Source organism: Pedobacter anseongensis, assembly GCF_037482965.1.
Classification (GTDB): domain Bacteria; phylum Bacteroidota; class Bacteroidia; order Sphingobacteriales; family Sphingobacteriaceae; genus Pedobacter; species Pedobacter anseongensis.
Genome location: NZ_JBBHKB010000003.1, coordinates 22,927 through 41,221 on the forward strand (window position 1 = coordinate 22,927; position 18,295 = coordinate 41,221).

18 protein-coding genes, 1 tRNA gene and 1 other RNA gene are annotated in these 18,295 nt (G+C 36.7%); 18 read left to right on the forward strand and 2 right to left on the reverse strand.

Going from position 1 to position 18,295, the window contains the following annotated elements:
* Positions 1–2,427 carry an alpha-ketoacid dehydrogenase subunit alpha/beta gene (locus tag WG904_RS10920; protein WP_339579352.1) on the reverse strand — a complete coding sequence of 809 codons (2,427 nt, stop codon included), beginning with the start codon at positions 2,425–2,427 and terminating at the stop codon, positions 1–3.
* Between the two features lie 215 nt (positions 2,428–2,642).
* Here WG904_RS10920 and WG904_RS10925 point away from each other — a divergent pair, with 215 nt between their 5' ends.
* The 11 genes from WG904_RS10925 (at position 2,643) to WG904_RS10975 (ending at position 11,464) form a co-directional block, all read left to right on the forward strand.
* Complete coding sequence (locus tag WG904_RS10925) at positions 2,643–3,038, forward strand: DUF1573 domain-containing protein (RefSeq protein WP_339579353.1); 396 nt, start codon at positions 2,643–2,645, stop codon at positions 3,036–3,038.
* A 64-nt stretch (positions 3,039–3,102) separates the two neighbouring features.
* The gene (locus tag WG904_RS10930) at positions 3,103–4,305 is read left to right on the forward strand and encodes a pyridoxal phosphate-dependent aminotransferase (protein ID WP_339579354.1); all 1,203 of its coding nucleotides are present in this window, start codon (positions 3,103–3,105) and stop codon (positions 4,303–4,305) included.
* A gap of 51 nt (positions 4,306–4,356) precedes the next feature.
* Positions 4,357–4,911, forward strand: coding sequence for a hypothetical protein (locus tag WG904_RS10935; RefSeq protein ID WP_339579355.1), 555 nt, complete (start codon positions 4,357–4,359; stop codon positions 4,909–4,911).
* 97 nt (positions 4,912–5,008) lie between these two features.
* Positions 5,009–5,375, forward strand: a transfer-messenger RNA (tmRNA) gene (gene ssrA, locus WG904_RS10940).
* A gap of 332 nt (positions 5,376–5,707) precedes the next feature.
* Complete coding sequence (locus tag WG904_RS10945; protein ID WP_339579356.1) at positions 5,708–6,043, forward strand: ArsR/SmtB family transcription factor; 336 nt, start codon at positions 5,708–5,710, stop codon at positions 6,041–6,043.
* Complete coding sequence (locus WG904_RS10950) at positions 6,033–6,515, forward strand: SRPBCC family protein (RefSeq protein WP_339579357.1); 483 nt, start codon at positions 6,033–6,035, stop codon at positions 6,513–6,515. Before WG904_RS10945 ends, WG904_RS10950 begins: the two co-directional genes overlap by 11 nt.
* Before the next feature lie 45 nt (positions 6,516–6,560).
* Positions 6,561–7,862, forward strand: coding sequence for an MFS transporter (locus WG904_RS10955; protein ID WP_339579358.1), 1,302 nt, complete (start codon positions 6,561–6,563; stop codon positions 7,860–7,862).
* Positions 7,863–7,883: 21 nt separating this feature from the next.
* Positions 7,884–8,531 (forward strand): phosphatase PAP2 family protein, encoded by a 648-nt coding sequence (locus WG904_RS10960; RefSeq protein WP_339579359.1) that lies wholly within the window; start codon positions 7,884–7,886, stop codon positions 8,529–8,531.
* 216 nt (positions 8,532–8,747) lie between these two features.
* Positions 8,748–10,124, forward strand: coding sequence for an exonuclease domain-containing protein (locus WG904_RS10965; RefSeq protein ID WP_339579360.1), 1,377 nt, complete (start codon positions 8,748–8,750; stop codon positions 10,122–10,124).
* A 67-nt stretch (positions 10,125–10,191) separates the two neighbouring features.
* The gene (locus WG904_RS10970; RefSeq protein ID WP_339579361.1) at positions 10,192–11,070 is read left to right on the forward strand and encodes a helix-turn-helix transcriptional regulator; all 879 of its coding nucleotides are present in this window, start codon (positions 10,192–10,194) and stop codon (positions 11,068–11,070) included.
* Entirely contained in the window at positions 11,060–11,464 is a 405-nt protein-coding gene (locus WG904_RS10975) for a DUF983 domain-containing protein (RefSeq protein WP_339579362.1), read from the forward strand. The genes WG904_RS10970 and WG904_RS10975 overlap by 11 nt, the downstream gene beginning before the upstream one ends.
* Here the strand turns inward: WG904_RS10975 and WG904_RS10980 are convergent, their stop codons facing one another.
* Positions 11,465–11,668 carry a hypothetical protein gene (locus tag WG904_RS10980; protein ID WP_339579363.1) on the reverse strand — a complete coding sequence of 68 codons (204 nt, stop codon included), beginning with the start codon at positions 11,666–11,668 and terminating at the stop codon, positions 11,465–11,467. It abuts the gene before it with no gap.
* Positions 11,669–11,774: 106 nt separating this feature from the next.
* Between WG904_RS10980 and WG904_RS10985 the strand changes: the two genes are divergently transcribed.
* From WG904_RS10985 to WG904_RS11015, 7 genes are all read left to right on the forward strand, one after another.
* Complete coding sequence (locus WG904_RS10985; protein WP_339579364.1) at positions 11,775–12,620, forward strand: CvfB family protein; 846 nt, start codon at positions 11,775–11,777, stop codon at positions 12,618–12,620.
* Positions 12,620–13,423, forward strand: a complete 804-nt coding sequence (locus tag WG904_RS10990) for an ABC transporter substrate-binding protein (RefSeq protein ID WP_339579365.1) — start codon at positions 12,620–12,622, stop codon at positions 13,421–13,423. Before WG904_RS10985 ends, WG904_RS10990 begins: the two co-directional genes overlap by 1 nt.
* A 98-nt stretch (positions 13,424–13,521) precedes the next feature.
* A tRNA-Leu gene (locus WG904_RS10995) sits at positions 13,522–13,603 on the forward strand.
* Between the two features lie 82 nt (positions 13,604–13,685).
* Positions 13,686–15,032 (forward strand): trigger factor, encoded by a 1,347-nt coding sequence (tig, locus tag WG904_RS11000; protein WP_339579366.1) that lies wholly within the window; start codon positions 13,686–13,688, stop codon positions 15,030–15,032.
* 303 nt (positions 15,033–15,335) lie between these two features.
* The gene (clpP, locus tag WG904_RS11005; protein WP_339579367.1) at positions 15,336–16,019 is read left to right on the forward strand and encodes an ATP-dependent Clp endopeptidase proteolytic subunit ClpP; all 684 of its coding nucleotides are present in this window, start codon (positions 15,336–15,338) and stop codon (positions 16,017–16,019) included.
* 68 nt (positions 16,020–16,087) lie between these two features.
* Complete coding sequence (gene clpX, locus WG904_RS11010) at positions 16,088–17,326, forward strand: ATP-dependent Clp protease ATP-binding subunit ClpX (protein ID WP_339579368.1); 1,239 nt, start codon at positions 16,088–16,090, stop codon at positions 17,324–17,326.
* A 101-nt stretch (positions 17,327–17,427) separates the two neighbouring features.
* A complete protein-coding gene (locus tag WG904_RS11015) occupies positions 17,428–18,291 on the forward strand; it encodes an AMP nucleosidase (protein ID WP_339579369.1) in 864 nt (287 codons plus the stop codon).
* Positions 18,292–18,295: the final 4 nt, after the last annotated feature.

Here is an 18,295-nt window from a genome sequence, read left to right on the forward strand (position 1 = left end):
CTAAAAAATAGCAGGATATTTACTTGGATTTGCTTCGTTCATCATCTGGTAGACAGTTTCAATAATATCGTCTATCGAAGGTTTACTAAAATAATCGCCATCTGAACCATAAGGCGGACGATGGGCTTTAGCCGTTAATGTTCTTGGTTTAGAATCTAGATAATAATATCCCTGTTGCACTTCTAAAATTTGCTGCAATAGGTAGGCACTTCCACCACCTGGCACGTCTTCATCGATAACCAATAATTTATTTGTTTTCTTTAGCGATTGCAGGCATAGTTGATTAGTATCGAAAGGCAAAATGGTTTGCGGGTCAATAATTTCAACATCTATACCTAAACTCATCAGTTCTTCAGCGGCCTCTTCAATTAACCTTAAGGTAGATCCATACGAAACAATCGTTAAGTCTTTACCACTTTTTAAGATTTCGGCTTCCCCCAGTGGCACGGTATAGTTGCCCACATTTTCTGGTAATTTTTCTTTTAATCTATAACCATTTAAACACTCAATTACGAGTGCGGGTTCATCACCCCTAAATAATGTATTGTACATACCAGCAGCTTGGGTCATGTTGCGAGGAACGCATATATGTAAGCCACGCAAGGCACCCAAAATTACACCCATAGGCGAACCAGAATGCCACACGCCTTCTAAGCGATGACCGCGTGTCCGAACAATTAAAGGAGCCTTCTGTCCTGCCTTGGTGCGATACGATAAAGTAGCTAAATCATCACTTAAGATATTTAATGCAAAAAGCAAATAATCAAGATATTGTATTTCAGCAATTGGTCTCAATCCTCGCATGGCCAATCCTATTCCTTGCCCTATAATGGTCATTTCACGAATACCTGTATCGGTTATTCTAAGCTCTCCATATTTGGCCTGTAAGCCTGCAAAACCTTGATTCACATCACCTATATTCCCTAAATCTTCACCAAAGGCAACTAAACGTTGATCCCTATTGAAATTTGCATCAAAACACGCATTCAATAGCTCTCTACCATCGATCATTTTGCTATCTTGGGTATATTCGGCAGCCACTACCTCAACTAAAAACGGACTTTCTTTTCCCTCCGTAAAAAGCTTAGAATTGTAACGATCTTCGTTTAAACCAATCTGTTTTTGATACCAGTTAACAAGTTGGTTTCTTTCTTCAGAAGGGATTGATATACTTTGTCTAATGGCTTTTCTTGCTGCAGATACGACTTCCTTTCGCAATGCATCAGGAGTTGAGGCCAATTGTACAGCAATTTTCGTAATGTCGGCCCTATCTTCTTTCGCAACAGCATTAATCATATTTATAACATCGCTCTGCTCTTGCTTAATCGTTGCTAAAAACTCATTCCATGCTTCTTTTTGGGCATCACGAACAAATTTTTTGGCTTCTTCTTCTATTTCATAAATTGATTCTTCGCTTGCAATTGCCGATTCGATCATCCATTTTCGCATCTGTGTAATGCAATCGTATTCCTTTTCCCAGGCTAAGCGTTCGTTATTTTTATATCTTTCGTGTGAGCCTGAGGTTGAGTGGCCTAAAGGCTGAGTAACATCTGTAACGTGAATTAGAACAGGAACATGGTCTTTTCTGCAAACAGCAATCGCCTTCTGGTACATTTCGCATAAGGCTGGATAATCCCATCCTTTAACTTTATAAATTTCATACCCATGTGTACCTTCTTCACGTTGAAATCCTTTTAAAATTTCTGAAATATCTTCTTTTGTAGTTTGGTATTTTGAGGGAACAGAAATACCATACCCATCGTCCCAAACCGAAATTGCCATGGGCACTTGAAGCACACCAGCAGCATTTATAGCCTCAAAAAACACGCCTTCAGAAGTAGATGCATTTCCGATGGTACCAAATGCCACTTCGTTACCTTCGACCGAAAAATTCTTTAAATAGCTTAATTCAGGATTTTGTCTAAACAGCTTTGATGCATAGGCCAATCCTACTAAGCGCGCCATTTGTCCACCTGTTGGTGCAATGTCTGACGAGCAGTTTTTAATTTCTGTTAAATCTTTCCAAGAGCCATCCTCATTTAATGAACGTGTTGCGAAGTGACAATTCATTTGCCGCCCTGCCGAAGCCGGCTCTGCAAGCACATCGGTATTGGCATATAATTGCGCAAAAAATTCTTTGATGGTCGATATTCCGGTAGCAAAAGCAAAGGTTTGATCTCTATAATAGCCAGAACGCCAATCGCCATTTTTAAAGGCCTTAGCCATAGCAATTTGAGGAACTTCCTTCCCATCGCCAAAGATGCCGAATTTGGCTTTTCCAGTTAGTACTTCTCTACGTCCTAAAATGCTGGCTTGCCTACTTTCGACAGCGATTTTGTAGTCATTTAACACGATTCGCTTAAAATCGTCGAAACTTAATTCAGACGTGTCTATATGTGCAGTGGTTACTTTGCTGTTTGGCATCATAAGCAAGTGGTTAGTCGACAAAGATACAAATTCATACGTTAATTCGTGAATTTGTAAATTAGTAATGTGCTAATTGGCGAATACCTAATCAACTAATTCACAAATTTAAATCTTGGAATACTTTTTGCAATACAAGTAAATAACATTAAATTTGTTAATACAAAGAGGTTCAAATCGTGATAGCTTCATGACCTTTGAAAATAAAACATGAAAATATGAAAAAGTTAATTTTAGTTGTTGCATTAATTATCGGGTTTACGGCATATAGCCAAGCTCAAACCAAGCCAGGAGAATTTAAATTTGATTCTGAGGTTCACGATTTTGGAAATATTGTAATTGGAAAGCCAGTTGTTCATACGTTTAATTTCACCAATACTGGCGAAGCGCCGATTATCATTACTAAAGTAGAAACAACCTGTGGCTGTACGGTTCCAGAATACTCGAAATTACCAATTAAAGCAGGAGAAAAAGGTTTTATTAAAGTAACCTTAACCCCTTCTGGCCCAGCTGTACCCATTGTAAAGTCAATTACGTTAACCTCTAATGCACGAACGACTACAAAAGTTCTTATCATTAAAGGTGTATATGTTGAAGGAAATACAAAAAAATAAAAAATAGACTATATTTTTTTACTCAAAACCCCGTTAATTCAACGGGGTTTTTTATTTTTGTGCCATGCCAAAAATCTCAGAAAAAGGGTTAAATATGCCCGCCTCACCTATCCGAAAACTTACACCTTTTGCCGATAAAGCGAAAGCAGCTGGTAAAAAAGTTTATCATTTAAACATCGGTCAGCCCGATATTGCCACACCCGAAGGAATGTTAAACGCTATTAAAAATATAGATTTTAACGTGTGGGCGTATACCCCTTCTGAAGGAACGTTAAGTTACCGAACCGCACTAGCGAGTTATTACAATAAACTGGGCTATAATATAACTCCTGCCGATATTTTAGTTACGGTTGGCGGTTCTGAAGCTATAACTATTGCTATGCAAACTTGTGTTAACGAGGGTGATGAGATTATCATTCCAGAGCCTTTCTATGCAAACTATAACGGTTTTGCGTGCATGAGTAATGTTGTAGTTAAACCTATTTTATCACATATCGAAAATGGATTTGCGCTTCCGCCAATTGCAGCATTCGAAAAATTAATTACACCGAAAACAAAAGCCATTATTATCTGCAATCCAAATAACCCAACCGGCTATTTATATTCAAGAGAAGAACTAGAAGCGTTAAAAGAACTGTGTCTAAAATACGATTTGTTCTTATTTTCTGACGAGGCATACCGTGAATTTTGTTATGATGGAAGAGAATTTATTTCTCCTATGCATTTGGCGGGCTTGGCTGATAATGTAGTGGTGATGGATACCGTTTCTAAGCGCTATAGTGCCTGTGGCGCACGTTTAGGCTGCATGATTACAAAAAATGCAGCAGTTATTGCTTCAGGATTAAAATTTGCACAAGCAAGATTAAGTCCGGGCATGGTAGAACAAATTGCCGGTATAGCAGCGGTTGATACACCTGATAGTTATTTTGAAGAAGTAAACAAAGAATATACGCTTCGTCGCAATACACTCGTAAAACGATTAAATGATATGGAGGGTGTATTTTGTCCGAATCCAGGTGGTGCGTTTTATGTAGTGGCTAAATTTCCGATCGATGATGCAGATGCTTTTTGCCAATGGATGTTAGAAAGTTTTGAGCATAAAGGCGCTACCGTGATGATGGCTCCAGCAACTGGATTTTATTCGAGCCCCGGAATTGGGAAAAATGAAGTGAGAATGGCGTATGTTTTAAATACGGACGATTTAAATGCGGCAATGGATTGTTTGGAAGTGGCGTTAAGCGAGTATCCGGGTAAGCTTAAAGATTAAAGCAAACTTATCCTCTCTTACCGTTGTTACTATCTTATAATAATAAAAGGTATGAATCGGATAATCGTTTTTTTTTTGTTGTTGTCTACATCTTGCATACAAGATAAAAAGGTAGAAAAGAGTGATAGCGATTCGGTTACGATTGTTGACACATCAATAAAGAAATATGAAAACAAAGCCTTAGATTCAATAACTTTTATAAAAGAAAAGGTAAAGCACATTAATACTACCGTGTTAGAAAAAAAACATTTCGAGTTTCTATGTGATGAAAAAACAAAGGTCGATTTCTTTTATGAAAACCATGAAATTGTTAAGATATCGATAGATTTTGGTACAGTGGGTGATGTATATGCAAAGGAAGACTATTATTACAGCCGTGGTAAACTCATTTTTTTTTACGAATTCGTAGAAGGCGGACCAGCTTGTGAGGGCTGCATTAAAACAAACGAATTTCGATCGTATATAAAAAACGACAAGGTATTTAAATATTTGAAGGACAAAGAGATTGAAAAATGCAGAAAATGTGAATTTAGTGTGAATTCTAGACAATATAGGCTGCTCAATGCAACTACACTAGCTGATGTAAAAGCAGTAGTTTGTAGATAAAAAACCTTTATTTGGCATATATTTTGTATATTTGTAATTCAATCTAAAGTTGTTTTTAACACGAAGTTCGATAACTGAAACCTTTAGACTGTAAAACGGGGCCGTTTTGGATTTGACAGGGTGGCGCTAAGTATGTTAGCATGCAGTGCGTTGTACGGAGAGCACTTAAAAGAGAACGTTCAAAACAATAATTGGCGAAAATAACTACGCCTTAGCTGCTTAATTTAGAATTAAATAGCTTTTGTCTCGCTAACTGCTGCATTGTTAGGTTAGTAATAGAGGCATCGAAATAACAGCGCTAGCTTTTGTAGGGTACGCTACATTTGCGAAACAAAGTACCTAAGGAGAATGTTAAGGTCGGTTTCCAGCCCGACTTATCCCGACAACTAATTGGAAAATAAGCATGTAGAAGGTGTAATTTATCACACAACTGGACAAGGGTTCGAACCCCTTCGGCTCCACAAATTTTTATCGAAAGCTGCGAAATTTCCGAGATTTTTCGCAGCTTTTTTCTTTTAAACCCAAATTGCATCAAATGATGAATCGTGTTTCCCCCATTGCGCAGTGCTTTGTGGGCTGATTTTGTTCATTCTACCAATTCCTTCGTTGGTAACCTATGCTTAAAAATGCTGTTTGTTTTGCTGAGCACCAGCAAAAAAATTAATTACTTTATTTTCTGTAAATAAATTCAAATTTTCTTGCGCAAGTAAATACTTGCTATTATATTTGCAAGCATATACTTGCGCATTATAAAATGGCCAATCCATATCACAATTAACAACATCCTTATCCACATATGAAAGCCAGAAGAGACGTTTATCAAGCCATTGCCGACCCTACCCGTAGAGAAATTATCAATCTTATTGCTAAACAGTCTTGTAACGTAAATACAATAGCCGAAAAATTCGATATGACAAGGCAAGCGATTTCTTTACATTTAAAAATTTTAGTGGAATGCGAGATCATTGTAATTAAGCAACACGGAAGAGAACGCCTTTGCGAAGCAAAATTGGATAAACTCGATGAGGTGGCAACCTGGGTAGCGCAATCGAAAAAACACTGGGTTAAACAATTTGAAAAATTAGATATGTATTTAAGCAAAATAAAAACCAAAGATGTCGATGAAAAATAAAAAAGACCTACTCATTACTCATTTATTTAATGCAACGCCAGAAATCGTATTTAACGCCTGGACCGATCCCGAGCACCTAAAGCACTGGTACGCCCCTGATGGATGCACCATCGAATTTAAATCTATCGACGCTAAACAGGGCGGAGAATTTCATTCTTGCATTCATGATCCGATTCATGGTCCTTGTTGGATAAAAGGAAGATATCATGAAGTAGTATTCCCAGAAAAATTAGTGCTTTCGATGATACTTTCGAACGAAAATGGAGAGAATGTAACTGCAAATGTTGCGGGAAAATCGGAAGAATGGCCAGAGACTATTATCACCACTGTAACCTTTACCCCAATTGGGAACCAAACCAAAGTTACGCTTCACCAAACGGTTGATGAAGAAGAAGCTAAGAAAACAGGTGCTTATCAAAGCTGGTTCAGTATGTTTAATCGCTTGACAGGTTTATTACAGGTAAATAAATAAGATTCGTAGCCAAAAAAGCGGATACATAGCCTTATCTTAGCTACAATGAAATTCGCTAAAAATGATAAAATCTCTTCTTCACGCCTCAAAGCCATCTTTGGTGGCTCAATTGGTAATTTAGTAGAATGGTACGATTGGTATGCCTATTCTGCATTTGCCATTTATTTTTCAGGCTCCTTTTTTCCGAAAGAAAATCCGACCGCCCAATTATTAAATACTGCAGGAATTTTTGCACTAGGATTTTTAATGCGCCCGCTAGGCGGATATATTTTTGGGCGTCTAGCCGATCGGGTTGGTCGCAAGCAATCAATGACACTTTCGGTACTCTTAATGTCGTTCGGCTCTTTATTAATCGCCCTAACCCCAACTTACCAAGCCATTGGCATTATAGCTCCCATCCTATTGCTAACCGCTAGGTTATTGCAAGGCTTAAGTGTGGGTGGCGAATATGGGGTTTCGGCTACATATTTAAGCGAAATGTCGACTAAAAATAGACGAGGATTTTATTCAAGCTTTCAGTACGTTACCTTAATTGGCGGACAATTAATTGCCCTTGCCATTCAACTCACCTTACAAAAATTATTTCTTAGTGATTCACAATTGCACAATTGGGGTTGGCGTATCCCTTTTATTTTTGGGGCTATATTATCGCTCTTTGCCTTGTACCTCAGAAAGAATCTCGAAGAAACGCAAGCATTCGAAAATCAAAAAAATCATACCTCCATCCGAAAGGGAACACTGCACGAGTTGCTTAAACATCCAACAGCGGTATTTACCGTAATTGGGTTAACCTTAGGCGGCACTTTGGCTTTCTATACCTATACTACCTATATGCAAAAATTTTTAGTAAATACCATGCACATGAGCAAAGAGCAATCTACGTTAATGTCGTTCGCCACGCTATTCATTTTTGCATGCTTACAACCTGTTTTTGGTGCGCTATCAGATAAAATAGGCCGTCGTCCTTTATTAATCGGCTTTGGTATTTCTGGAACATTATGCACGGTTCCTTTATTAACCATTTTAAGTCATACTACTTCTCAATTACAAGCATTTTTTCTCTTATTGCTTGCATTAGTAATAGTAAGTGGCTATACCAGTATTAACGCCATCGTTAAAGCCGAATTATTTCCTGCACAAATTCGTGCCTTGGGCGTTGGACTCCCTTATGCCTTAACCGTGGCAATCTTTGGTGGTACTGCAGAATACATTGCGCTCTGGCTAAAGGATATGCAGCACGAGAATTATTATTATTGGTACATTACGGCTTGTATTTTTATTTCTTTATTGGTGTATATATTCATGAAAGATACACGAGCAAGCTCTAAGCTGGATCAAGATAAATAACGATTTTGCTATATTAGTCTAATGAAGAAAAGCAAAAATGTATTGATCTTAATGGGATTGGCCATCGTTAGCTTTATCCTATTGGGCTTTTTTGTAAGTGCGAATCCCGTTCCCGCGTTCGACCTCCGCATTTCGCTTTTTTTACAGAAATTTCATTCCGATCCCTTAGACAAGATAATGTTGGGTATTAGTTTATTTGGCGAATTGCCCTATTCTATTATTATGGTTGTGCTCGTTGCATTGTTATTTTATCTTTTCAAATACAAACGAGAAGCCTACTTTACCCTTTCTATCCTGTATTCAGGCTTAATTATTTTAGGCGTTAAAAACCTAATTAACCGGCCACGACCAACGGCATTTTATGTGCGTTTGGTAGAAATTAACCGATTTAATAGCTTTCCGAGTGGACATGTAATGTCGTACATTTTGTTTTTTGGATTTATGATTTTGCTGATGAAACAGTTGAAGACGATACCTCTTTTAACTCGAAGGATAATTTCTTTTGCATCTGGCTTCTTTATCTTAACTATTGCTTTTTCGCGCGTGTATTTAGGCGCACATTGGTTCAGTGATACATTGGGTGGATTTATGTTGGGGATAATCTGTTTATTTCCATTAAGTTACTATTACTTAAAACCCCATAAAAAAAGAATCGGAGATAAAACCTAAGCCTTATCCCCGACATCTAAATTAACGCTCTCGTATATAATACGAGATATTTTTAGGTTTATTACATGGGGCGTAAAATTTCATCCTCTTTTTAGCTCTACTGTATAACAACCTCGAAGGTTCCTTAAAATTTACCTTTCAAAAATAATAAACCATAAATTAATAAATTTTAATTACTAATATTTTTAGCATATATTTGTTTCTCTAATCGAAATCATGTTATACGCAGTTGTAGATATCGAAACCACGGGTGGCTATGCTGCTCATCATGGCATTACGGAAATTGCTATCCTTATTTACGATGGTGAAAAGGTGATTAATCGCTATCAGACCTTGATTAACCCCCATCAAGCCATTCCTATCTATATCCAAGCCTTAACAGGGATAGACGACCAAATGGTAGCTTCTGCACCTGATTTTAGAGAGGTCGCAAAAGAAATTTATACTTTATTGCACGATAAAGTTTTCGTTGCACATAATGTAAATTTTGATTATTCTTTTGTGAAGCACCATTTAGAGGCATGTGGTTATGCTTTGAATTGCAAAAAACTATGTACCGTTCGCTTAAGTCGTAAACTATTTCCTGGATTTTCATCTTATAGTTTAGGGAAACTTTGCGCTTCACTAACGATATCTTTAACCAATAGGCACCGTGCCGATGGCGACGCTAGCGCAACGGCAATCTTACTCGGAATGTTAATCGAAAAGGATGTAGACGGACTAATTAGCGACACCTTGAAGCGTAGTTCTAAAGAGCAAACCTTGCCACCAAATTTGCAGCGAGCTGAAATTGAAAAATTACCCAACACGCCTGGGGTTTATTATTTCAAAGACCAAAAAGGCAAAGTAATTTATGTTGGTAAGGCAAAGCAACTAAAAAAGAGGGTTTGTACCCATTTTACAGGGCACAGCATCAGCCTTCAGCGACAAAACTTCTTAAAAGATATTCATCATATCGATTATCAATTGTGCGGAACTGAATTAATGGCGTTTATTTTAGAAGCTGCTGAAATTAAAAAACTATGGCCCGAAAACAACAGGGCAATGAAACGCTTTGAGCAAAAATATTCACTTTATCACTTCGAAGATCAAAACGGATATATCCGCCTCGGCATTGATAAATACCGCAAGAATGGGACGGTTTTACATAGTTTTAATAATTTGCTTGAAGGGCATCAATTGTTACGAACTATTGCAAGCGAGCATTCCTTATGCGAAAAACTTTGCTTCATCCAAAAACAAAAAACCGCTTGTACTGGGCATGCAAAGGGTACCTGTAGGGGCGCTTGTATTGGCGAAGAAAGTACAGCTTTATACAATTTCAGGGTGAAGCGAGCAATTAATCAATTACAAGATTTACTACCTTCATTTGCTTTAATTGATAATGGCAGGGGCGACGATGAAAAAAGTTGCCTTTGGGTAGAAAAAGGTAAATTTTATGGCATGGGCTATATTTCTAATTACACAGATATTAACGATTTAGAAACCTTGAAGTCGGCCATTACGCCCTATCCCTCAAACGATTACATTATGAATTTAATTTTGTCTTATGGAAATCAGTTTCCGCATAAAATGATACATTTAGGGCAATAAGTAAAAAATACCATTTTTAGTCGGCATTCTACCTTTCTAGTCTACACCATTTTATTTACCTTTGATTATGCCCTTAGATATCCCTATATATAGCATAGAAAACCTCAAATTCTATAAGAATGAAGGGATTTTAGTTAGCAGATTCGGTCCATATCTAACTGAGCATGAGCACCTGCTAACTGCCCATAAGCACCACTTTTACCATTTAGTGTTTTTTACTGAAGGGGAAGGCAAGCAGTATCTTGATTTTAAAAAATTTAGCATTAAACCTGGAATAATTTACTTTATGATTCCCGGACAAGTGCACAATTGGGTATTTAAAACGCCACCCAACGGGTATATTATCAATTTTTCGAGTACTTATTTTAGTTCTTTTCTTTTAGACGCAGATTATTTATCGCGTTTTAGCTTTTTTAGTGGGCAGCAAGACGCGCAAGTTCTCGAATTATCATTAAACACCCAGCAAAGTATCACGAGTATTTTTGAAGCAATTTTAAAGGAGGGATTAACTCATAGCAAGGCGAACGACGATCTAGTAAAAACATTATTAATTCAATTATTTATAACAATAGCCCGGTTTCAAAACACCCTTGAGCCTGCAATGAACAATAGCTATAATCATATTTTAATGAAGAATTTTAAAGATTTGATAGAAGCCAATTACAAACACTTAAAATTACCAAAACAGTATGCGGCATTATTGTATATTACGCCAAATCATTTAAATGCGGTATGTAACGATTTTCTGCAAATTTCGGCAGGAAACCTAATCCGTAATCGGATTTTACTTGAAGCTAAACGTCTTTTAATTAATCTCGATTTAAGAATTGGGGAAATAGCCAACCAACTTAATTTTACCGATCAGTCTTATTTTATTAAATTTTTCAAGAAACACGAAGGGGTAACTCCCGAAAAATTCAGAAAATCAATTATTTATGGAACCTGAACAAAAAACAGTATCGCAATGGTATGGCATTACACACGCTAAATGTCCGAGATGTAGAAAAGGAAATATTTTCACCGGTGCCACTTACGCCTTAAAAACTCAAAAAATGAACGAAGTTTGTCCACATTGCGCACTTAAATTCGAAAGAGAGCCAGGCTATTTCTATGTGGCCATGTTTGTAAGTTATGCCTTAAATGTTGCTGAAATGATTAGTGTTAGTGTAGCGGCAAATGTATTCGGGCTTGCCCTATCATTCGATAATCTATGGTATTTCATAGCTATTTTATCGATAACTTCTATCGTATTTTCTCCTTTCAACTACAGGTATTCAAGAATAATTTTATTGTATTGGCTATCTCCTGGATTGCATTATGAACCTAATAGACGTATTTGATTATAAAATCACGTATTTAATGGAACCCCACAACGAATCGGTTTTATGCTCGTCTGCCGTTTGTTTTTCTGCTTTATCTCTCCTCTTTTTAACGTACTTTTCAGTAACGGAAGTTGCATGTGCACTTTTTGGTTCATCAGCTGCCTGAGTGGAATTAGCTAGAGCGTTAATTTCATTTTCAGTGTACTTCTGATTGGTTTCCATGATTGATTTATATTTGTTTGCAATAAAAACAATGTGCGGAGGAGATAGTTTTAGCATTGATAAAACCAGTAAGAATATTTTGTTTTGCTTTCCGTAACTTTGTAAAATGATAGCGATAGGAAAATATAACGATTTAAGAATAGCCGCAAAAAACAGTGATGGATTAAGTTTATCAGACGGCGAGCGAGAAATTTTATTACCTTATAGTGATGTTCCAGCCCAGATAGAAATTGGCGACAATATTAAAGTTTTCGTATTTGTTAACAAAGACGGACAAACCATCGCTACCACAAAATCTGCATTAGGTGAAGTAGGTGATTTTGCTTATTTAAACGTTATCGATGCAAGTGATGATGGTGCTTTTTTGGATTTAGGTATTGGAAAAGATGTTTACATCCCTACTCGTGACCAAAAAAGACCAATGCATACTGGCGAAGGTTATGTGGTTTATTTATATTTAGATGAAAGTAGTAAGCGGATGCTTGCCTCTTCGCGCTTAGATCGTTATGTTGAAGAAGAAGATTTTGAAATTGATGAGGGTGATGAGGTAAGCTTATTAATTAGTGAGAAAACAGATCTTGGTTTTAACGCCATCATTAATAATAGCTATATAGGTTTACTTTATCATAATGAGTTATTTTCCAATTTAAAAGTTGGGGAAAAAAGAAAAGGGTGGATAAAGAAAATCCGTATCGAAGGAAAGATCGACTTAAGCTTACAACCTATGGGCTATAGTCATATTCTAGATACCAAAGATGTACTTTTAAAAGAGCTGAGAGAACAGGGCGGAAAAATTGCACTTGGCGATAAAAGCACACCCGACGAGATTTACGAACGTTTTCAAATTAGTAAAAGTGCATTTAAGAAAGCCATTGGTGGTTTATACAAAGAACGTATCATTACTATAGGTGATCATGAAATAAAAATGGTATTCGATAGCTTGGCCGATTAATGCAGAAAACAGTCACAGATCAGTTAGGAAGATCAATTACTTTTAATTATCCTCCAAAGCGAATCATTTCTCTTGTTCCCTCTCAAACCGAGCTTTTGTTTGATTTAGGACTGAATGAAGAGGTAATTGGGATTACTAAATTTTGCATCCATCCTATTGATAAGTTTGCTTCGTGCACAAAAGTAGGTGGCACTAAAAAACTTAAAATTGATCTTATTCGAACGCTGAAACCAGATTTGATCATCGGTAATAAGGAAGAAAATACAAAAAGTGAGATAGAAGAATTGATGACCGAATTTCCTGTCTGGATGAGTGATATTGCAAATCTGGATGATGCAACAGCGATGATAGAGCACATCGGAAAACTCGTTAATCGTTCGCCAGAGGCAGCCTATCTCAATTATCTAATTGATGCTGGATTCACCGACCTTCAGTTTTTGGCGGCTAGTAAAAAAATCAACAAAACGGTTGCTTACCTAATTTGGAAAGACCCTTACTTAGTTGCTGGGAAAGACACTTTTATAGATGATATTTTAAGAAAAATTGGCCTTACGAATGTGGTATCAGAATCGAGATATCCAGAAATTACACTGTCTACTCTCAAAACTCAAAACCCCCAACTTATTTTCTTATCCTCAGAACCATACCCTTTTAAAGAAAAACATATCGAAGAAATTAAATTGAAGTTACCAAACAGTCGCATATTGTTGGCAGACGGAGAAATGTTTTCTTGGTATGGAAGTAGGCTGGTAAAGGCTGTAAATTATCTTTTTAATTTACAAGACGAGTTGATAATTAGCTAATTAGCTATTTTCTCTTTTAGCTAAGCAAAAATAAATGTTTTTCCTTTTTGAAAATTGATGCAAAACGCTATCTTTGCAGTCCTTAATAAATCCTAACTGCGGAAGTGGCGTAATTGGTAGCCGCACCAGACTTAGGATCTGGCGCTTCACGGCGTGGGGGTTCGAGTCCCTTCTTCCGCACAAAAAGATAAGGCCGTTCCAATATAAATTGGAGCGGTTTTATTTTTAAAAGACTTTATTAGGAATTAAAAAATATTCTAAAATGAACATTACACAGGAAAAAGTTGACGATTTAAATGCAGTTGTAAAAATTACATTTGCACCTGAAGATTATGCTCCAAGAGTTGATAAAGCGCTTAAAGAGCAAGCAAAGAAAGCAAATTTACCAGGTTTCCGTAAGGGAATGGTACCAGTTGCCCACATGAAAAGAATGTATGGCAAAAGCATTTTAGTCGAAGAAATTAATACTTTATTAACTGAAACGTTAACAAAACACCTAACAGAAAACAAAGTAGAAGTACTTGGTCAACCTTTACCGGTATTAGACGACAATAAAGAATTTAAATGGGACAATACGGATGAATTCGAGTTTACTTATGAATTGGGTCTATCACCAACGGTAGATGTAGAAATTACTTCAAAAGATAAATTCATTGCTTATAATGTTAAAGCGGATGAGGAAACCTTAGCAGGCCGTATTAAGAATATCCGTAAAAGCTACGGGAAGATGACTAACCCTGACGTTTCGGCCGAGGGCGATGTACTTTACGCTGAATTGGCACAATTATCTCCAGATAGGACCGTATTTGAAGGTGGAATTAACAGTACAGGTTCTATTCGCACGGATTTAGTTACGGATAAAAAGATTTTAAAAACATTGGTGGGCTTGAAAAAAGATGATGTATTTGAATTAGACATTCAAAAGGCATTTGATAACAACGAAACCATAATTGCAAAATTGCTGAACATTGGCGAAGAAGATGCTAAGGAATTAAAATCTAAATTCCAAGTTACCGTTAAAAATGTTAATCGTTTAGAAGAATCAGATTTAAATCAAGAGTTCTACGATAAAGTATTTGGCCCAGGTGTAGTGACTGATGAAGCGGGTTTTAAAGCTAAAATTACCGAAGAGATTGAAAGTATGTTTCAACAAGATGCTGATCGCAAGTTGCAAAACGACATTTACACGCAGTTAACAACGGAGACTAAAATGGAATTGCCAGATGAGTTTTTGCGTAAATGGTTAAAAGCTACTAACGAGAAGTTAACAGACGAAGAGTTAGCACAAGGCTATGACGATTTTGCTAAAAACTTAAAATGGACCTTAATCGAGAATAAAATCATTAACGACAATGAAATTAAAATCGATTACAAAGATGTTTTTGAAACTGCAAAGCAACGTTTAGATGCCCAATTCAGAATGTATAGTCCATCCCCTATGCCAGAAGATCAGTTAGCGCAATACACAACTACATTTTTACAGGAAAAGGAAAATGCCAATCGTATTTTTGATGAAGTAAAAGCATTAAAAGTTTTCGACTATATTAAATCGGTTGCCACCCTTGATCAAAAAGAGATTGGGTATGCTAAATTTGTGGAGTTGAAGTAGCCAAAAGAGCAAAACTCCATTATAAGATATACAGTACGAGCAGCCACCATAAGCTGCTCTTACTGTATATAGTGGTTATACATGACATTGAATATGCTATATTGTCATTAAATTCCCAATGGTATATTATTTGTCTACTTAAATTATCCATACATTTGAATACATTATCAACAACATTCAATTGTAAATTAATATTAAAAAATCATTAATATTTTGATATTAAGTTTGGAGATTATAATTTAACCTAAAATCAACATGGATGATGAAGCTTAAGCTCCATTCTCCAAGCAAAAAATCACAAACATGATAAATAAAGACGAATTTAGAAAATACGCTGTTAAACATCACAGAATTAATGGATTAACAGTAGACCGTTATATCGGAGCTACAAACAATTCTCCTAAATCGATGACTCCCTATATCATTGAAGAGCGCCAGTTAAATGTGGCTCAAATGGATGTTTTTTCTCGTTTAATGATGGATCGTATCATTTTTTTAGGGGATGCTATCTATGACGGAAATGCAAATATCATTCAAGCCCAACTATTATTCTTACAATCTACAGATGCCAACCGAGATATTCAGATCTACATCAATTCTCCAGGTGGATCAGTGTATGCTGGCTTAGGTATTTATGATACGATGCAGTACATCACACCTGATGTTGCCACAATTTGTACAGGTATGGCAGCCTCAATGGGTGCTGTTTTATTGGTTGCGGGTGCTAAGGGAAAGCGTGCTGCTTTAACACACTCTCGCGTAATGATTCACCAGCCTTCTGGAGGTGCTCAAGGTGTTGCGTCGGATATGGAGATTAACTTGAGAGAAATGCTTAAATTGAAAAAGGAATTGTACGACATCATTTCTATACACTCTGGTCAAAGTTACGAGTGGGTAGAGAAAGCCTCAGATAGAGATTATTGGATGAAAGCTGATGAAGCGAAAGAATTTGGTATGATCGATGAGGTATTAGGAGGTAATAAATAATTAGGTTATGAGTTGCGAGTTTAAGCGCCCAAACCCGCAACCCACAACCCACAACCCACAACAAAAAAATGGCTAAACAAACTAGAGAATCGCGCTGTTCGTTCTGTAACTCTCCTAAGCAAGAAACATTAATGCTTATAGAGGGGATGGATGCTTATATATGTGATAAATGTGTAACTCAAGCTAACGTTTTACTTGCTCAAGAGCTAGGGAATAAAAAAAGTAAAGCTTTTGATGAGTCGTTTATTCTTTTAAAACCAGCAGAGATTAAGGCGCATATCGACCAATACGTAATCGGTCAGGATGATGCAAAAAAAGTTCTTTCTGTTGCTGTTTATAATCACTACAAACGTTTGAGCCAAAAAATTGACCGCGATGAAGTAGAGATTGAGAAATCTAACATCATGCTCGTTGGAGAAACGGGAACGGGTAAAACTTTATTGGCTAAAACCATTGCTAAAATTCTTCATGTCCCTTTCTGTATTGTTGATGCAACAGTATTAACTGAAGCAGGCTATGTGGGCGAGGATGTTGAGAGTATTTTAACTCGTTTATTGCAAGCGGCAGATTATGATGTAGCTTCGGCAGAGCGAGGCATAGTTTACATCGATGAGGTAGATAAAGTTGCTCGAAAAAGTGACAATCCGTCTATTACGCGCGATGTTAGTGGCGAAGGTGTACAACAGGCTTTATTAAAAATACTGGAAGGTACTATTGTTAATGTACCTCCACAGGGTGGAAGAAAGCATCCTGATCAAAAAATGATTGCTGTAAATACCAATAATATCTTATTTATTTGTGGGGGAGCATTTGATGGCATTGAACGTAAAATTGCGAATCGCTTGCGTACACAAGCTGTTGGTTACAAGGTTAAGAAAGACGAAGCCGATTTAGATTTAAAAAATCTTTACAAATACATCACACCTCAAGATTTAAAAGCCTTTGGTTTAATTCCAGAGTTAATTGGACGTGTGCCGGTATTAACGCATTTAAATCCGCTCGATTTACAAGCTTTACGAAACATTTTAACTCAGCCTAAAAATTCATTATTGCGTCAGTACACAAAATTATTTGAGTACGAGAACGTGAAATTGGTTTTTGAGGATGAAGTATTAAATTTCATCGTAGATAAAGCAATGGAATATAAATTAGGCGCACGTGGTTTAAGATCAATTTGCGAAGCCATTATGCTCGATGCGATGTACGATACGCCTTCAGCAACTGATATTAAAGAATTACACATCGATTTAGCTTATGCACTCGAGAAATTTGAAAAAGCTGATTTTAAGAAATTAAAAGCCGCTTAAAACTTAATCCTCTAGTTAAACTAGGGGATTTTTTTTAACTTGTATTTTTATACTGAGTAATTTATCTCATCACACAGTATTCAATACCCAATATCAAAATTATGAACGAAGAAAAGGAAGTCAAAAAAGACGAAAAAATTGTAGAAAAGGCTAAAAAAATAAAAGAGGTTGAAACCCCAGTTAAATCTGGGTTAAAATCTAAAGATGATATTGTAAAAAATTGGCTTCCCCGTTATACTGGTCGCCCTTTAGAAGAATTTGGAAAATATATCTTATTAACCAACTTCAGCAAATATTTAACCATGTTTTCAGAGTGGAATGATAATGCACCGATTATGGGTCTAGATAAACCGATGCAAAGCTGCTCGGCAAATGGCATTACCATTATTAACTTCGGCATGGGAAGTCCACTAGCTGCAACCATGATGGATTTGTTAACGGCCATTGCTCCTAAAGCAGTTTTATTTTTAGGGAAATGCGGAGGTTTGAAAAAGAAAAACCAATTGGGAGATTTAATTTTGCCAATAGCTGCCATCCGTGGCGAAGGAACTTCGAATGATTATCTTCCTGCTGAAGTGCCCGCTCTACCAGCGTTTGCGCTACAAAAAGCAATTTCAACTACAATTAGAGATCATTCACGAGATTATTGGACAGGAACTTGTTATACCACCAACAGAAGGGTTTGGGAACATGATAAAGATTTTAAAAAATACTTAAAAACGTTACGAGCTATGGCAGTAGATATGGAAACGGCGACCATTTTCACTACTGGGTTTGCTAATAAAATTCCAACAGGTGCTTTATTACTTGTTTCTGATCAACCTATGATTCCTGAGGGTGTTAAAACGGCCGAAAGTGATAGTTCGGTAACGACGAATTACGTGGAAAGCCATTTAAGGATTGGGATCGATTCGTTAAAGCAATTAATTAATGGTGGGGCAACGGTAAAGCATTTGAGGTTTTAATTAA

Excerpts from the sequence above, each read along its gene's own strand:
- WG904_RS10985 (WP_339579364.1), top strand. The coding sequence starts at position 11,775 with ATGATAGCGATAGGAAAATATAACGATTTAAGAATAGCCGCAAAAAAC.
- tig (WP_339579366.1), top strand. The coding sequence starts at position 13,686 with ATGAACATTACACAGGAAAAAGTTGACGATTTAAATGCAGTTGTAAAA.
- WG904_RS10945 (WP_339579356.1), top strand. The coding sequence starts at position 5,708 with ATGAAAGCCAGAAGAGACGTTTATCAAGCCATTGCCGACCCTACCCGT.
- WG904_RS10990 (WP_339579365.1), top strand. The coding sequence starts at position 12,620 with ATGCAGAAAACAGTCACAGATCAGTTAGGAAGATCAATTACTTTTAAT.
- WG904_RS10975 (WP_339579362.1), top strand. The coding sequence starts at position 11,060 with ATGGAACCTGAACAAAAAACAGTATCGCAATGGTATGGCATTACACAC.
- WG904_RS10955 (WP_339579358.1), top strand. The coding sequence starts at position 6,561 with ATGAAATTCGCTAAAAATGATAAAATCTCTTCTTCACGCCTCAAAGCC.
- WG904_RS11015 (WP_339579369.1), top strand. The coding sequence starts at position 17,428 with ATGAACGAAGAAAAGGAAGTCAAAAAAGACGAAAAAATTGTAGAAAAG.
- WG904_RS10970 (WP_339579361.1), top strand. The coding sequence starts at position 10,192 with ATGCCCTTAGATATCCCTATATATAGCATAGAAAACCTCAAATTCTAT.
- WG904_RS10925 (WP_339579353.1), top strand. The coding sequence starts at position 2,643 with ATGAAAAAGTTAATTTTAGTTGTTGCATTAATTATCGGGTTTACGGCA.
- clpX (WP_339579368.1), top strand. The coding sequence starts at position 16,088 with ATGGCTAAACAAACTAGAGAATCGCGCTGTTCGTTCTGTAACTCTCCT.
- WG904_RS10935 (WP_339579355.1), top strand. The coding sequence starts at position 4,357 with ATGAATCGGATAATCGTTTTTTTTTTGTTGTTGTCTACATCTTGCATA.
- WG904_RS10980 (WP_339579363.1), bottom strand. The coding sequence starts at position 11,668 with ATGGAAACCAATCAGAAGTACACTGAAAATGAAATTAACGCTCTAGCT.
- WG904_RS10965 (WP_339579360.1), top strand. The coding sequence starts at position 8,748 with ATGTTATACGCAGTTGTAGATATCGAAACCACGGGTGGCTATGCTGCT.
- WG904_RS10960 (WP_339579359.1), top strand. The coding sequence starts at position 7,884 with ATGAAGAAAAGCAAAAATGTATTGATCTTAATGGGATTGGCCATCGTT.
- clpP (WP_339579367.1), top strand. The coding sequence starts at position 15,336 with ATGATAAATAAAGACGAATTTAGAAAATACGCTGTTAAACATCACAGA.
- WG904_RS10920 (WP_339579352.1), bottom strand. The coding sequence starts at position 2,427 with ATGATGCCAAACAGCAAAGTAACCACTGCACATATAGACACGTCTGAA.
- WG904_RS10930 (WP_339579354.1), top strand. The coding sequence starts at position 3,103 with ATGCCAAAAATCTCAGAAAAAGGGTTAAATATGCCCGCCTCACCTATC.
- WG904_RS10950 (WP_339579357.1), top strand. The coding sequence starts at position 6,033 with ATGAAAAATAAAAAAGACCTACTCATTACTCATTTATTTAATGCAACG.